Below are 16,680 nucleotides of genomic sequence, written 5' to 3' on the forward strand. Positions count from 1 at the left end.
GATTATCACCAGTCCTAAATAGTATAGAGCCAAATAATAAAGGTGCAGTGACTCAAACTTCTGAGCACTGCACTTTTTCTATACTTAATAATATGTAAAGACATGTTTGAACAAGAAATTCAAACATGTCTTTTATCATTTTCATTTAAATTATTAGCGTTTTTGATGTGCTTGTCTTGCTTTATACGCTGCGTTCATTTTAATGAGTTCACTGATGAGTGTTTTCATCTGACGATAGCCCATAAAGTGATGTTTTCGTTGATGAATATAATCAAATCGTTCTTGGAAATTAATGGGCACAACTGGATAAGTATCTAATTTATCGTAATCAATTGTTTCAACATTGTTAATCTGACAAAAATAGTGTTCGATTAAAGTTAAATATTCATCAAGTAACGTTTTTCCTTGGTCTGATGTTAATTGTTTCTTTTTCGCAAAGACATCAATTTGGGCTTCTAAAGCTTCAAAATCAGATTTTGTAATCAAAAAATCACCTCTTATGCTTTAGCTTCTTTTCTTAGTTTTTCACGATATCGTTTCTGCCCTTCTCTACAATCATCGAATAAAGGACAAATATCACATTTCGGTGCACGTGCTAAACAGTGATAACGTCCAAAGAAGATCAGTTGATGATGACTTTGATTCCATCTTTCTTTTGGAATAATTGAACACAGGCGCTCTTCTACCTCTTTGACGCTGTCTTTCCATCGATTAATACCTAATCTTTTAGAAACACGTTCTACATGTGTATCAACTGCTAACGCTGGAACACCGAATGCGACACTTAATACAACATTCGCAGTTTTTCGACCAACACCTGCAAGACTTTCTAAATCTGTACGATTATTAGGTATTTTGCCATCAAATTTATCGATAAGTGATCGGCATAGCTTTTGAATGTTTTTGGCTTTATTACGATATAACCCGATTGAGCGAATATCTTGTTCCAGTTCTTCTAAACTGACATCCAAATAATCTTGTGGTGTTTTATACTTTTTAAATAACTCACGTGTTACTTTATTAACTAATACGTCTGTACACTGTGCAGATAGCAACACCGCAATGGTTAATTCAAATGGATTATCATGTTTAAGCTCACATTCTGCATCTGGAAACATTTCATCAATGACATCTATCATACTTAATGCTTTTTTCTTACTTAACATTATGATTCCTCCTGATTCAACCAGTCAAATTTCGGAATGCTTTTGACTGTATGTTTCATTTGCGGTGTATGGTATTGACTACTGATCTTTTTAGAGTCCTCCACTGTTTTAACGTTGTTTTTCTTCCAATTTAATAGGATTCTATCAATGTATTTAAAGCTCATTTTTTCTTGACTCAATGCTTCATTCACCGCAGCTTGAATCACTGAAATATCATGGTGATCAACGTCAATCCACTGATTTAATGTATCAATTTCAATGGGTGATAAAGGACGGCCAAATGCGCTTTCAATCATTTGGAATAATGACTTAAAGGACTCTTGGTTATTCATTTCACGTTGTTGTGTTTCTTGGGATTTTAAAATTTTACTGAAAGATTGATAAAAACCATCTAGATTCATAAATTCCGCAAAACGTCCTTCTTCATCTTTTTGTACTGTTAAATCTAATAAGTCTAATTGAATTAGACGCTGAATAACACCTGTCACTTCACGTTCCTTCATCGTTGTACCTTTACTAAGATATGAAATAGAAGGTTGTTTATTTGAATGCTCATATTCATAAATTAATTTTAATAAGATGATTAAATCAGTTTCTGATAATCCCATGTCAGCATAGTGATCGAGTAATTCTCTTCTAATAACAACGGGGCGTTTTCTAAGTAATTCTATATCCAAAGTGACCCTCCTTTTTTGATATTTTACCTATTGAAATGGTCCAGTCATCGTTTACACACATGACTGGACCCATTTATTTTTCATTCAAATCATAGAATTGTTTATGGATATAAACGGTTTAATAAGCGTGGGAATGGTGCTGTTTCTCTAACGTGTTCTACGCCAGAAATCCATGCCACTGTTCTTTCTAAACCTAAACCGAAGCCGCTGTGAGGTACTGAACCATAACGACGTAAGTCTAAATAGTACTCATAGCTTTCTTTATCTAAACCATGTTCTTCGATACGTGACTCTAATAATTCTAAGTCATTAATACGTTCAGAGCCACCGATAATTTCACCATAACCTTCAGGTGCGATTAAGTCAGCACATAAGACTGTGTCTTCATTGTCTGGATTTGGCTGCATATAGAATGGTTTGATTTTTGTAGGATAATTTGTGATAAATACTGGTAAATCATAATGGTTTGCGATCGCTGTTTCATGCGGTGCACCAAAGTCTTCACCCCACTCGATGTCATCAAATCTTTCTTGTTTTAAGTATTCGATTGCATCATCATATGTGATACGTGGGAATGGTGTTTTAACTTTTTCAAGTTTAGAAGTGTCTCTGTCTAAGATTTTAAGTTCTAAGGCGCAATTCTTAAGTACAGATTGAACAACATGAGCAACGTATTGCTCTTGTGCTTCTAAACTGTCGTCGTGGTTATAGAAAGCCATTTCGCCTTCAATCATCCAGAATTCGATTAAATGACGGCGTGTTTTAGATTTCTCAGCACGGAATGTCGGACCGAATGAGAAAACTTTACCATATGCCATTGCTGCTGCTTCTAAATAAAGCTGACCACTTTGTGATAAGAAGGCATCTTCATCGAAATATTTAGTGTGGAATAATTCACTTGTACCTTCTGGTGCACTTGCTGTTAAAATTGGTGGATCAATTTTAACGTATCCGTTATCGTGGAAGAATTCGTATGTTGCACGAATAATTTCATTACGGATTTTCATCACTGCATGTTGTTTTTTAGAACGTAACCATAAATGACGGTGATCCATTAAGAATTCTGTACCGTGATTTTTTGGTGTGATTGGATAATCATGTGCTTCATGAATAATCTCAATAGATTTAACTTGCATTTCATAACCTAAATCTGAACGATTATCTTCTGTAATTGTACCTGTAATGTACATTGATGATTCTTGATTTAAGTTTTTAGCTGTCGCAAATGTATCTTCATCTACTTCAGATTTCACTACGACACCTTGCATGAATCCAGTTCCATCACGTAATTGCAAGAATGCAATTTTACCGCTAGAACGTTTGTTTTGAAGCCAAGCGCCAATTGTGACTTCTTGACCAATGTAGTTCTTTGCTTCTTTGATTGTAGTCTTCATTATTCAAACTCCTATACTTCTTTTTGACATTTATTAGAGAATTAATGATTGCTCGAAACTTCTAATTTTATCAAGTTGCTTTGAGCATTTGATTAACTTTTAACCCGTATATATTTTATCAAATAAATGCGTTTTCTTCTAGTTGATAAACTCTATTGTGCGGTTAATCGCTTTAATATTTTACTGAACTTTTGCAGATTACCGATTTGCTGATTGAATGCTTTTAACGTATGCATAAAGAAATGCTGATAATTACTTTTGATTAAGCGGTCATCAAAGGAAACAATGATGCCTTTATCATTTTCGTTTCGAATTAAACGCCCTAATCCTTGTCTGAAACGAATGACTGCATCAGGCAGCACATAGTCTTTAAACGTGGAGACAAACTCTGAATCCATCAACCAGTATTTCGTATTGTTCTGATTCATAAACGGCAGTTTTGCAATCATGACACATTTAATGCCGTCACCTTGAAAATCAAAGCCTTCAAAGAATGTTCCTGTTCCTAATAAGATTGCTTTATCAAAGCTGTTGAATTGTTGCGCTATTTTATAGTTTTGACTATTGTTTTGCTGTGACAAGATAATGTAATCTTCAAAATCAGGTAAGTCATTTAATAATTCTTGAACATGATACATCATTTTGTAACTTGTAAAGAGCACTAAACATTTAGATTCAGTCATATTTACATATTCAGTAATATAACTGACAATCGCGTGCTCATATTTTTCTACATCACGATAATGATAAGGCTCAACATCATTTGGAATAAAGATAGTTGCTTTATTTTGGTTATCAACTACATCGTCAATAATATACGTGTTGAATTCAGCATCTTGGTTAAACCACTTTTTATAAGCTTCAAAGGATCCATTAAAAGTTAACGTGCCTGAAATATAAGTTAAGGCATTAAACTTGTCTAAAATTTGATGTGAAAGTATATCTTTCACCTTATAATCCTTCACATAAATCGTAATCGTTGATTTCTGTTCTAAATTTTTAATGGATAAAAAGCATGTGTGATCTGCTTTTAAACTTTGTTCAATCGCACGGAAGTGGTCATTGATGTACAGTAAATGTTTACGAATTGATTTGATAGTTTTATGACTCATGCCATTAAAGTATTCTAACGTTAAGTTCAATTTATGGATAATCTCATGGATATCTTTTAATATCGGCGCTTTATCAAATTGATTTACAAAATGAATCTTATGATTATCATCATCATGAATCGTAGAATCATGGATAATATCGAAGATTGTCGTAAATAATTGTTCATTCAATTCATGAATATCATTTACTGCGGTTTTAAGTCCAAAAACATCAATCGGTGGAATATCTAATCTTTCTAAGATACGTTTTTGTTCAAGACGATCTACTGCCTTTAATAGTTTTTCATTTTCAGTCTTACCGATTAAACCTAGTTGATATTTAATATCTGAATAGCTGAGTTCATTTGTGACTTGGTCTAATGCATAATCTGGTAAGCGATGTGCTTCATCGATAATACAGTCTTCAAACAATTGATAAATACTATTTTCTTGAGAAGCATGTATTAAATGCGCATGATTTGTTATACCAATTTGGATATTTTGTGCATTACGTTTTAAGAAATTATAGTAATGAATATCATGACGGACCGGCACATAAGTTTCAGCTTTTTGCTCTAAATACATCTTTTGTCCGCCTTTAAGATTAAGCTCTTGAATGTCCCCTGTTTCTGTGTGGGTAATCCATATCAACAACTGCATTTTAAGTAAAGTTACATCGTAGTTTTGTGTTTCGTCTTTAAGGATTTGACTGATGAGTCCTAAAGAAATATATTCACGTTTACTTTTGATAATCGCCGCATTGATACGGTAACCAAGTACTTTTTCTAGTGTAGGTATTTCATGTTCTAATAACTGATTTTGCAATAACTTAGTATTTGTTGAAATCATGACATGTTGTTTAGTTTCAATATTATACATCAGTGCTGCAATTAAATACGCAATAGATTTACCTGAACCTAAGGGTGCTTCAATCAATGCTTTATCATTATGCATGAGTTGATCTAAAATAATTTCTGTTAAATAAAGTTGCTTTGGTCGATATGTGAACCCCAAAGCGTCAATGACCTTTTTATAAAAGTCTTCAGTTGAACCTTCAAAATCAATGGAAGGTGCTTTGAAATCGACTTGTTTTCTGTAAATGATTTGTTCAAATTGAGCGTATTGATTATCTAATGGCTGATCGCCATGATGTCTAACCATTTCAAACAATACATCATGTAACTGATATTTTAAATCTTTGCTTAAGTAATAAAGTTGTTTCAATGTATCAGTCGGTAATGCGTTCAATACATTAAAAGCTTTAACCATTAATTTTGCTGTAGTAGCCGCATCTTCATCAGCGCGATGAGCATTATTCAGTGGAATATTATGATTTTCTGCTAATTCACTCAGCTGATAGCTTTTATCCGTTGGAAATGCAATTTTAAACAATTCTACAGTATCAATCGTTTTTCTTGGATGATAAGTAATATTACATTTTCTAAATGCATTTTTTAAGAAGTTCAAATCAAAAGAGACATTATGTGCAACAAACACACAATCCTTCAAGACTTCATAAACTTCATCTGCAATTTCATGAAAGTATGGCGCTTGTGTTAACATAGCGTCTTCGATTGACGTGAGTGCCTGAATGAAAGGCGGAATTTCTAAGTCTGTCTTTATTAAAGAGTGGTATGAGCCGACAATTTCATAATTACGTACAAATGTAATACCGATTTGGATGATTTCATCATAATCCTTCTGGTTACCTGTCGTTTCTAAATCTACCACTGCATAAGTAGTTTGACTCACACGATCGCCTCCTTTCTATAAATCTATATCTGCACTCATTAAACGGTGGTTTGTACCTGCTTCATCTACGACTAATAAGAAACCATCTTTATCGATATCTATCGCTTGACCACTGAACTGTTCATCATTTTCTGTGAATTTCAATGTTCTATGCCAGATATTCGAGTGTGTTCTATATTCGTCTCTAATAGATTCAAATGGTACGGTTAAGAATTGAATATAACGTTTTTTCATATTTTTTAATAATGTATCTAAAAATGCATAACGGTCTACTTTTTGATCGGCATGTTCAAAAATGCTTGTGGCACGATGTGCAATCTCTTCTGGGAATTCGTCAGCATGTTGATTCATATTGATACCGATACCACATATAACAGCTTCTATACCATCACTGTTTGCGGACATTTCCGTTAAAAAACCACATACTTTTTTCGAACCGATATAAATATCGTTCGGCCATTTGATTTCAACTTTATCGTTTGAAAATGGTTGGATAGATTCGCGAATTGCTAAAGCCATAAATAAATTAAATGTAGTGATTAAAGAAAAAGGAACTTTAGGACGAAATACTGCACTCATCCATAGACCTTTCCCTTTTGCTGAGTCCCAAAAACGGTTGAAACGGCCACGCCCTTTCGTTTGTTCATTACTCAACACTAACATTGCGTTTTGATGTCCAACCATTTTTTGTTTCGCAGCAAGCTGTGTCGAATCAATCGTATCATAAACATAGACATCATCGAAAAAACCTTGTGCATCCACAATTTGCTCTACAATACCAGGATACCAAGTATCCGCAAGCTGTTCTAATTGATGGCCTCTATGATTAACAGAGTGAATAACACACCCTTCTGCTTTTAATTGATCTATAATTTTTTTAACAGCAGTTCTCGAAATTTGTAACTGTTCTGCTATCATTTGACCAGATATATATTCTGGTTGATTATCATATAACATTTTAACGACATCTTGACTATATTTAGACATTTGCTTTCACCCATTTTATGATTTCACTTTGTTCATTTTGCAACTCATGATTGATAATCGCACATTCTATTTTTCTTAGTATATCTTTTAACCATGGGCCGCCTTTTCGATTTAATGTTTCTAATATGATTTTACCATTGATAGCGATATCACTTCTTTTAGAAATCACTAAGTCCTTGTCAATCTCTTTAATTGATTCTTGATTTATTATTAAAGGATGACCTAAATAAATCCTGTTTTCATTCAGTGTTTCATGCATCGACAATATATAAGATAATACACGCAAGCCGTAGTCGTAAACCAAAAGACGCAATGCTTTTTTATCTGAAAGTGTTTCTAGCTTTTCAAAAATACTACAATACATTTTTACCTTCTTTTTCATATCGTTACTAATTTTTAGTTTTGTTAAAGCACCATTATTTTCAGGTTGTTTAAACATCATTACCGCAAGCATTAATTCTAATGAAATTGGTTCGCAAATATGAATGTGTGACATCTTATAATTTTTGAAAAATGGCACATAATCAAAGAAATTCAGTTCAAGTAATAATGGATAAACGTGTGCGACATCTTTACCATTTAGTAGTTTCGTTAACTCCACTATGATTCTTTCGATGGACAAATAGGCAGTATCAGCCATACGATTTTTCATCGCATTGTATGTGGCATCTTCTATGTCAAACCCTAATTGCGATTTAAAGCGTAAGCCTCGTAGTATGCGCAAAGCATCTTCAGTAAAACGCTCTTCTGCAGGTCCTACTGTAATAATTCGTTTTTGTTTAATATCTTCATATCCGCCGAAATAGTCTCTAATGGTAAAATCAGTATCCATCGCAATCGCATTCATTGTGAAGTCTCTACGCTCTACATCTTTATATAAATCACGTACAAAATAAACTTCATCTGGCCGTCTATGGTCTTTGTATTCACCTTCGGCACGATATGTGGTTACTTCATAATTTTCATTTCGATAAACCACGTTAATCGTTCCATGTTCTTTACCAATTGGGATCGTATGATCAAATATGGATTCGATTTCATCGGGAGAAGCGCTAGTAGTAATATCAATATCGTGAATAGGACGGTTCATTAAATAATCACGGACCGATCCACCAATATAATAGGCTTCAAATCCATTCTCTTGTATTTGGTTTAAAATAGGTGCAGCTTTTAAAAATAAGTCTTTATTCATGATTTTCCTCTAACATTTGGTTGTAATAATATTCATATTGATCTGCGATTAACTCAGAGTTGAAACGTTCTGTCACGTCTTTCAGCATTTGTTCGCGAACACGTTGATACAACGTATCATCCGTTAATAACTTAATCGCATATTCACTCGCTTTATCGCTATCTCCAATATCAACAATAAAGCCTGTTTCTTCATGTTTAATCACTTCTTTAATACCGCCAGCCGTTGAACCGATGGGTACAACACCTGTTTTCATCGCTTCTAATAAAGTTAAACCAAAACTTTCCTTTTCACTTAACAAGAGTACTAAATCAGACATTTGATAAAATTGATTTACAAATTCTTGTTTTCCTAAAAACATGACATCATCTTCAATATCTAGTTCACGTACTAAACGTTTCATTTCCATTAACTCTGGTCCATCACCTAGTAATAGTAATTTCGATGGTATTTGATCATGCACTTTTTTGAAAGTCTCAATAATCGTATCAATACGTTTGACTTGTCTAAAGTTCGAAACATGAATCAATACTTTCTCATCAGGTTTGATACCATAAACTTTTTTCAATGCATCGTTTCGTTTTGTCGGAAAATCAATTTCTCTGACAAAGTTATAAATCGGTATGATTTCTTTATCAGTACCGATGATTTCTTGCGTTTGATGTGCTAATGATTTACTTACACTTGTTACAACGTCACTATTTTCAATACCGAATTTAATCGCATCTTTAAGAGAATGATCAAAACCAAGCACTGTAATATCTGTACCATGCAAAGTCGTCATGATTTTGACGTCTTTACCAGACATTTGATGTCCTAATATGCCGCAAATCGCATGAGGCACTGCATAATGCATATGTAGGATATCTAAATCATATTCACGAATTACAGATGCGATTTTTGTACTTAAACTGATATCATAAGGTGGATATTGAAAAACTGCATATTGGTTTACTTCTACTTGGTGGAAAGTAATATTTGGAAGTGGTTTTCTAATACGAAACGGTAAGTTTGAAGTGATAAAATGGACATCATGCCCTCTTTCAGCAAGTGTTATCCCAAGTTCAGTTGCGATAATACCTGAACCTCCCATAGAAGGATAACATGTAATTCCTATCTTCATTTCAAACCGACTCTCCTTTATCTCTCTATATAGTTTTATTTACGTTCAAAACGATCTTTATCTCGTGTATTAAATTTATGCATTGTTTCATCAAAACTTTCGGTCATATCGATATCTAAAGAATTTGCGATACATAATAAAACGAACAGGTTGTCTCCGAGTTCAGCTTTAATCGTATTTTCCTCTTCAGTATCTTTCTTTTTCTTTTCTCCATATACATGGTTGATTTCTCTAGCAAGCTCCCCGACTTCTTCTGTTAAACGTGCTAAATTCGCAAGGGGTGAGAAATAACCAGCTTTAAATTGGCCGATATATGCATCGACTTCTTTTTGCATTTCTGACATAGTTTTCATGCATTTCATCTCCTTACATCTTAACTCCTAGTATATCTTATATTTTTTTATTATGCATTTTAAGTGCAATCTCAACAAAATAAAAAACCTTGCTGCGAGAGCAAGGTTTCATTACTTTATTAAATTAATCGCTTGAGCGTGCAATTAAGATAAATCTTAATAATTCTGCAACTGCAACAGCTGTTGAAGCTACATATGTCATTGCTGCAGCACTCAATACTTTGCGTGCATGTTTATATTCTTTGTCATTAACGATATGCAATGATTTGATATTATTCATCGCACGTTTACTTGCATCAAATTCTACAGGTAAAGTGATGATTGAGAATAACACTGCAAATGCCATTAAGAAAATCCCAATCCATAACGCTGTAGAACCCATTGGTATTTGCATCGACGTTAATACGATACCTGCCATAATTATAATGTATGACAAGCTGCTACCGATATTAGCTAATGGGAACAATGCGTGTCTGAATCTCAAGTAGAAATAACCTTGAGCGTCTTGAATCGCATGCCCTACTTCGTGTGCCGCAATCGCTGTTGCAGCAACACTTGGACGATTGTAGTTCGCAGGAGATAAACGAATTACTTTTTTAGTCGGGTCATAGTGGTCTGATAAGAAACCTTGACCTTCTAGTACTTCAACATCATTGATACCATTGGCGTGTAATATTTCTTCAGCCACTTCTCGTCCAGTTTTACCACTTGTCGATCTGACTTGTGAATATTTTTCGTAGTTAGACTTAACTTTATGTTGTGCCCAAAGCGGCAAAATCATTAATATTGCAAAATAAATTATCATACTTACTAAAGACAAAATGCTCACTCCTTTATAACATTATTTTACTGAGAACGTAAACTTTGGTCAATTAATTTGCGTCGTATCAAAGGTTTTAAATAAAAATATAAAATGATGCATAGCGTACTTAATATAAACGCAATATATGCAACAAGTTCTAAATGCGTATCGATAAACGGATAGTATGGAAACTGCATAAAGACATAGTCTATTAAGTCATTATGGAATATCCAAATAATCGCAATGAGACCTGCACCTAAAGTGATTTTGAAGCGTGGATAAAATAATATGGCCTCAAATGCCATGATGCCATGTGACACTAATAACATCATCCCGCTGATTGTAATTTCATCGTATTGATAAAATAAAATCAAATTCATGATAACAGCCCATACACCATACTTGATGAGCGTCATAAATGCTAATGCTTCTATGATAGAACACTGTTTATTCAACAAGAACAACAAAATGGCAATACACAAAAAGAGCGAAGCTGTGGGACTATCTGGAATAAATATCCAATAATACCATGCAGCTTCTTTTAACTGACTGCGATACCATATGTAACCGTAAATTGTACCTAAAATATTACAAACTAAAACTAATAAAAGAAATGGGCGTGCATATAACGCCCATCTCCACCACTGCAAGATACTCATCGCTTTCATTCCTTTGTTGGGAAATTATAAGATTTCGCTTTAATCGTATTTAATAAGTGAGACAGTCGATAAAAGTATTCAGGATCATTGATTTGCAAGCTTAAATCTATTGTATTTTGTAGACGGTGAATCAATGATAATTCAGCCTGCGGTGTCGTTGTGACCGCATGCAGATCGCTCAAATGAGACGTATATTCTGGTGAAGTTAACAATTGTGCTAATAAAATTTCATCAATACGTATATCTCTTTTAGGGATATGAATTTTGATATCCAACACAGGCTTATCGTATGCGACAAGACGGAAGATTTCATTGGTATTATGATACTGCTTCTGATCAAGCGTAAGTTTAATTCCAATACTTGAGGTTTCATTCACCGCAAGTTCAAGTGTATTACGATGTGATAATGGTTCATCTACAAAATATACGCTCTCTAAACGCTGAATATCAGACTTGATTAAATTCAATACCCATACGCTGATTCTAGATTTAAATTCATATTGAAAGAGTAAATAATCAATCAAGTTTTTCTTCTGCAGATTTAAACTTTCATAATCTCTCATTAAAATTCACCAACACCTTAATCGTATTGCAGTCGTTCAGCTTCTTGTTGCCATTCATCATTGTTTGGATCAAGTTCTAATAATTTAGGTAACAATTGTTTAGCTTGTGCAATTTGTCCTGTTTCAATTAAGAAGAAGTAATAATCTCCTAAGAAATCAGGATTATTTTCAAATGTAGGATAAGCGAGATCGAAGAAATGCTGCGCTTCTTTATCACGTTCTTCTGCCCCTAACGCATAAGCTAAGTTCCACATAAAGCGAGGATCTAAATCGTCTTCGCTCGCATATTGTAAGAGCGCGATAATCGATTCATTATCTTCTTTAGTACGATAATAGCTGCTAAGTTCAATTAAAGGTTCTTGATAAGCGTTATCTACTTCTAATGCGTTAAGTAAGAGTTTTACCCCTTTTTCAGCATCTCCTTGATCTAATTCGAGTTTACCTGTTGATAACATTAGCTCTTTGTAAAAAGCATTAAGTCGTAAACCTTCGTGACCGACTTCAATGGCTGACTTATAATCTCTTTGATGTAAATAAAGCTGTTGGAGATAAAAATAGCCTTGAATGTAATCAGGGTCTTTTTCCATTAATGTGCTCATAATTTTAATGGCTTCTTGAACTAATTCATTTTTTTCATATGCTAATGCTTTCTTCATAAAGTCTTCTGGGGTCATGTCTTGCTCATGAATGTCGTCATATAATTTAATTGCGTCGTCATAGTTACCGCTTTGTAAAGCACTATCTGCAAGTCGTGCATACAAGTTGACCCCGTTTACCATATATTCACCAGTTTCTAGAACTGTTTCATATTCTGCAGACGCACGTAAATATTGCCCATCGAAGTACATCAATTCAGCAAGGGCGAAATGCAGAACGGGATCATTCGGTTCTAACTCAATCGCTTCTTGGACTTTATCAATGGCTACTTCAAGCATATTAATTTGTTGATATAAATCTGCTTCTAACATTAAACGTTCTGTACTCAGGTCTGCTTGGCTCAAATATTCTAAAGCTTCATCTGTCTTATCCTCAGAAATCAATCCATCAATGAAATAAATCAATAATTCTGGTTCGTTTGGATATTTATTGTATAAGGCTCTGAATACTTCTAAACCTTGAGGAGTTAAACCATAGTTATAGAGTGTTTCTCCTAACATGAATAATGTATCGTCATCAGCTGTTGAAATTGCTTGCTCAACTCTGCTGTCTAAGTTATCTATTTTTTGCAGATGAATATCATCAATTAATTTTTGTGTATCTTCCATACTTTCAAATTATCCTTTCTGTGCTATCGATTTAAGTAAAGGTAAGAATTCTGGGAATGAAGTGTTGACTGAATCGAATCGTTTGATGTGAAGCGGTTCAGTTCCTAATAGTGACGCAATTGCCAAGGTCATTCCAATGCGATGATCAGTGTAAGAACTTACCTCTGCTGCATGTTCGAATGTAGATGGATGAATTACAAAACCATCATTGGTTGGATGAACTTCAAAGCCGAGTAAGCCGAGTTCATCTGAAGTTGTTTCAATTCGATTCGTTTCTTTGTATTTTAACTCTTCTGCATCTTTAATCACGCTTGAACCTTGTGCTTGTGTACATAACAAAGCAACGATTGGAATTTCATCGATTGCGCGTGTAATTAATTCGCCTGATATGTCGAGTGGTTTTAAATCGGGTGTGTATTTGATGCGTAAAGAAGCTGTAGGTTCCGCCCCTTCTGTCACATTGAAAATTTCAATGTTCGCATTCATTTTCTGGACTATATCTATAATACCAGAACGTGTCTCATTCATTCCTACATTATGAATTGTAATATCGCTGTCTGGTGTAATTAAAGCTGCAACAATAAAGAAAGCAGCTGATGAAATATCACCCGGTACTTTAAAATCTCTTGCTTGAATAGAATCAATCGCACGTGGTGTCGTTTCAATTGTCATACCATCAGTTTTAATCGGTATTTGATAATGTGCAAACATGGTTTCCGTGTGGTTGCGTGTAATACCTATCTCGTGGATTATAGAAGACGCATCAGAAAATAAGCTCGCAAATAGAATGGCACTTTTAACTTGTGCACTTGCTACTGGCATTTTATAATCGATGCCTTTAATTTGTCCTTTATTGATAATTAAAGGTGTATAATTGCCATCAATACCGCGAATTGCAGCGCCCATCTCAGTTAAAGGATCAATGACTCTGTTCATAGGTCGTTTGCCGATAGATTCGTCACCAGATAATACAGAATCAATTCCTAATCCACTAAGTAATCCAGCCATGATACGTGTCGTCGTACCTGAATTACCCGTATACAAGGTTTGATGTGGTGTAACGAATTTTTGATAACCTGGAGAATTTACAATTACTTTATCATCTTCAACTTTAAACTCAACACCAAGTTGGCGAAATATTTGAATTGTACGTAGGCAGTCTTCTGCCAATAAAGGTTTATAAATAGTTGATTGTCCTTCTGCTAATGAACTTAACATAATCGCACGGTGTGTCATAGATTTATCACCAGGTACTTCTATTTCACCGCGTAAAGGACCTTGAACATTGATTTCTTCAGTTTTACTCATTAGTTTCACTCACTTTAACAGGTTTTGTAGTTGTTCAAATGCATTTTTGAGCACAGTATTATCAACATGTGTCACCACTGGTTTGCCAATTTCAGACAAGAGCACCATCTGAACGCCATTTTGATCGTTTTTCTTATCTTTTAACATTAAATTTAATAAAGGTTGGAATTCAGCATTTAAAACAACATCAAGCGGATATTCCAATTTTTGCATATAATCTACGAAGTGTTGGACATCATAATTTGTGTCTAAAATGAGATTAGAAACAATGAATTGATAAATGATACCAATCATTACTGCGTGACCATGTGGTATTTTCTCATGATATTCAATCGCATGTCCAAAGGTATGACCAAGATTTAAGAATTTGCGTTTCCCTTGTTCATGTTCATCAGCAACAACGATATTCAGTTTTGTTTCAATACCTTTAAGTAAGAAATCATCTAATTGGTTAAGTTCTGATAATGCAGTTTTATTTGGATAAGCTGCTTCAATTTCACTTAGCGCACTTTCGCCGTTCAATAATGCGTGTTTATATACTTCAGCATAGCCACTGCTGATTTCAACATAAGGTAATGATGTTAAAAAGTCTAAGTCATATATAACAGCTTTAGGACGATGGAAAGCACCTACTAAGTTTTTACCTTGAGACGTATTGATACCTACTTTACCGCCAACGCTTGAATCATGTGCAAGAATGGTTGTTGGTACTTGTATAAAATCTACGCCACGTAATAATGTTGCAGCTACAAATCCGGCAAAATCTCCAACCACGCCTCCCCCGATAGCGACTATACATGTATTACGTGTGATACCTGTTTCTAAAAGTTGTTCAAGCACAGACTCATAAACAGAAAAGGACTTCGTTTGTTCGTTGCCTTCTACTGAAATCATATGTGAAATCTGATTTGATTTGATAGCTGAAGTTGCTTGTTCTATTTTTGTTGGATGAAAACTTGCTACATTTTTATCAACAATGAAAGCGACATCTCTGTATTGTGACAAAAAAGTACTTAAATGAGTCATTGCATCATGCTGAATAATAATAGGATAGTTATTGTCTTGATATGTTGTCATCAGTTGCATCTTAATCACCTTTGATTTTAAAATTCAATGTTACGTTGTCTGCGTTCTTCTACTTGTGCTTGAAGTTGTTCCATATAGTTTGATTGGAATTCTTCTAATAATGATTTCGTAATTTCAAATGCTACTGCATGTTCACAAACGATACTTGCTGCTGGTACGGCGCAGCTGTCTGAACGTTCAATTGTAGCTTTGAATGGCTCTTTTGTTTCAATATCTACAGAAGCTAATGGTTTATAAAGAGTTGGGATAGGCTTCATCACACCGTTGACTACAATCGGCATACCATTGCTCATTCCGCCTTCTAAACCGCCGAGATGGTTCGAAGCACGTGTATAGCCTGTTTCTTCATTATAAAGAATTGGATCTTGGATTTGACTGCCTGGTTTTTCGGCTGCTTTAAATCCTTCGCCGAAGCTTACACCTTTAAAGGCATTGATACCGACTACTCCTTGAGCAATTCTGCCGTCTAATTTACGATCGTAATGAACATAACTGCCGACACCGACTGGCATATGATCAACAATTACTTGTACGACACCACCAAGTGAATCGCCGTCTTTTTTAGCTTGATCGATTTTATCTCTGATTGCTTGTGCTTTTTCTTCATTGATAACACGAACATCATTACTATCTTCATGAGATTTAATTGTTTCCAAATCATATTCAGCGTCATCTTTGATACCACCGATTTCAACGACACGGCTATATATATCAATACCTAATTGTTTTAATAAAATTTTACATAAGGCACCGACAGCTACACGCGCAGCTGTTTCTCTTGCAGATGAACGCTCTAAGACGTTTCTTAAATCACGATGATTGTATTTAATACCGCCGACAAGGTCTGCATGACCAGGTCTTGGTTTTGAAATTTTACGTTTCATTTGTTCTTGTTCTTCTTCAGAAATAGGAGCAACACCCATAATATTTCTCCAATGTGTAAAGTCGTCGTTTGTCACTACAAAAGTAATTGGGCTTCCTAATGTATAACCATTACGCACACCAGAAACAATTTCTACTGCATCTTTTTCAATTTTCATTCGACGACCACGACCATAACCGCCTTGACGTTTAAACATTTCTACGTTGATATCTTCAGCTGTTACAGCTAAATTAGCTGGAACGCCCTCAACAATTACAGTCAGTTGCGGTCCATGGGATTCTCCAGAAGTTAAAAATCTCATTATGCAATCACTCCATTTCAAATTAGTAATAATAAGTATACCTACTATCATAGCACACGTGAAATATGGACAGAAACA

Annotated in this window: 16 protein-coding genes; all 16 read right to left on the reverse strand. The window is 34.6% G+C overall.

Going from position 1 to position 16,680, the window contains the following annotated elements; all coding sequences use genetic code 11:
* Positions 1–153: 153 nt before the first annotated feature.
* Entirely contained in the window at positions 154–486 is a 333-nt protein-coding gene (locus HMPREF2846_RS04550) for a YpoC family protein (RefSeq protein ID WP_070625909.1), read from the reverse strand.
* Between the two features lie 11 nt (positions 487–497).
* Positions 498–1,166, reverse strand: coding sequence for an endonuclease III (gene nth, locus HMPREF2846_RS04555; RefSeq protein WP_002480957.1), 669 nt, complete (start codon positions 1,164–1,166; stop codon positions 498–500).
* Positions 1,166–1,843: a DnaD domain-containing protein gene (locus HMPREF2846_RS04560; protein WP_002480958.1), complete on the reverse strand. Its 678-nt coding sequence runs from the start codon at positions 1,841–1,843 to the stop codon at positions 1,166–1,168. The genes nth and HMPREF2846_RS04560 overlap by 1 nt, the downstream gene beginning before the upstream one ends.
* 101 nt (positions 1,844–1,944) lie before the next feature.
* Positions 1,945–3,237, reverse strand: a complete 1,293-nt coding sequence (asnS, locus tag HMPREF2846_RS04565) for an asparagine--tRNA ligase (RefSeq protein ID WP_070625910.1) — start codon at positions 3,235–3,237, stop codon at positions 1,945–1,947.
* 152 nt (positions 3,238–3,389) lie between these two features.
* The gene (locus HMPREF2846_RS04570) at positions 3,390–6,080 is read right to left on the reverse strand and encodes a helicase C-terminal domain-containing protein (protein WP_070625912.1); all 2,691 of its coding nucleotides are present in this window, start codon (positions 6,078–6,080) and stop codon (positions 3,390–3,392) included.
* 15 nt (positions 6,081–6,095) lie between these two features.
* Positions 6,096–7,067, reverse strand: coding sequence for a biotin--[acetyl-CoA-carboxylase] ligase (locus HMPREF2846_RS04575; protein ID WP_023015197.1), 972 nt, complete (start codon positions 7,065–7,067; stop codon positions 6,096–6,098).
* Positions 7,060–8,259 (reverse strand): CCA tRNA nucleotidyltransferase, encoded by a 1,200-nt coding sequence (locus HMPREF2846_RS04580; protein WP_070625915.1) that lies wholly within the window; start codon positions 8,257–8,259, stop codon positions 7,060–7,062. Before HMPREF2846_RS04580 ends, HMPREF2846_RS04575 begins: the two co-directional genes overlap by 8 nt.
* Complete coding sequence (gene bshA, locus HMPREF2846_RS04585; RefSeq protein ID WP_070625917.1) at positions 8,252–9,382, reverse strand: N-acetyl-alpha-D-glucosaminyl L-malate synthase BshA; 1,131 nt, start codon at positions 9,380–9,382, stop codon at positions 8,252–8,254. Before bshA ends, HMPREF2846_RS04580 begins: the two co-directional genes overlap by 8 nt.
* 35 nt (positions 9,383–9,417) lie before the next feature.
* Entirely contained in the window at positions 9,418–9,735 is a 318-nt protein-coding gene (locus HMPREF2846_RS04590; protein ID WP_002480964.1) for a nucleotide pyrophosphohydrolase, read from the reverse strand.
* A 124-nt stretch (positions 9,736–9,859) separates the two neighbouring features.
* Positions 9,860–10,540 (reverse strand): zinc metallopeptidase, encoded by a 681-nt coding sequence (locus tag HMPREF2846_RS04595; RefSeq protein ID WP_141751864.1) that lies wholly within the window; start codon positions 10,538–10,540, stop codon positions 9,860–9,862.
* Positions 10,541–10,581: 41 nt separating this feature from the next.
* Positions 10,582–11,196, reverse strand: coding sequence for a DUF1405 domain-containing protein (locus HMPREF2846_RS04600; RefSeq protein WP_070625921.1), 615 nt, complete (start codon positions 11,194–11,196; stop codon positions 10,582–10,584).
* 5 nt (positions 11,197–11,201) lie between these two features.
* Positions 11,202–11,759, reverse strand: coding sequence for a YpiB family protein (locus HMPREF2846_RS04605; protein WP_023015195.1), 558 nt, complete (start codon positions 11,757–11,759; stop codon positions 11,202–11,204).
* A gap of 17 nt (positions 11,760–11,776) precedes the next feature.
* Entirely contained in the window at positions 11,777–13,024 is a 1,248-nt protein-coding gene (locus HMPREF2846_RS04610; protein WP_070625923.1) for a tetratricopeptide repeat protein, read from the reverse strand.
* 9 nt (positions 13,025–13,033) lie between these two features.
* Positions 13,034–14,332: a 3-phosphoshikimate 1-carboxyvinyltransferase gene (gene aroA / locus HMPREF2846_RS04615; protein ID WP_070625925.1), complete on the reverse strand. Its 1,299-nt coding sequence runs from the start codon at positions 14,330–14,332 to the stop codon at positions 13,034–13,036.
* 9 nt (positions 14,333–14,341) lie between these two features.
* The gene (gene aroB / locus HMPREF2846_RS04620) at positions 14,342–15,418 is read right to left on the reverse strand and encodes a 3-dehydroquinate synthase (protein ID WP_070625927.1); all 1,077 of its coding nucleotides are present in this window, start codon (positions 15,416–15,418) and stop codon (positions 14,342–14,344) included.
* A gap of 17 nt (positions 15,419–15,435) precedes the next feature.
* On the reverse strand, positions 15,436–16,602 hold the full coding sequence (gene aroC, locus HMPREF2846_RS04625) for a chorismate synthase (RefSeq protein ID WP_023015191.1): 1,167 nt from the start codon (positions 16,600–16,602) through the stop codon (positions 15,436–15,438).
* Positions 16,603–16,680: the final 78 nt, after the last annotated feature.

It is taken from the genome of Staphylococcus sp. HMSC056G08, from assembly GCF_001812305.1.
In the GTDB taxonomy this organism is placed as follows: Bacteria; Bacillota; Bacilli; order Staphylococcales; family Staphylococcaceae; genus Staphylococcus; species Staphylococcus simulans.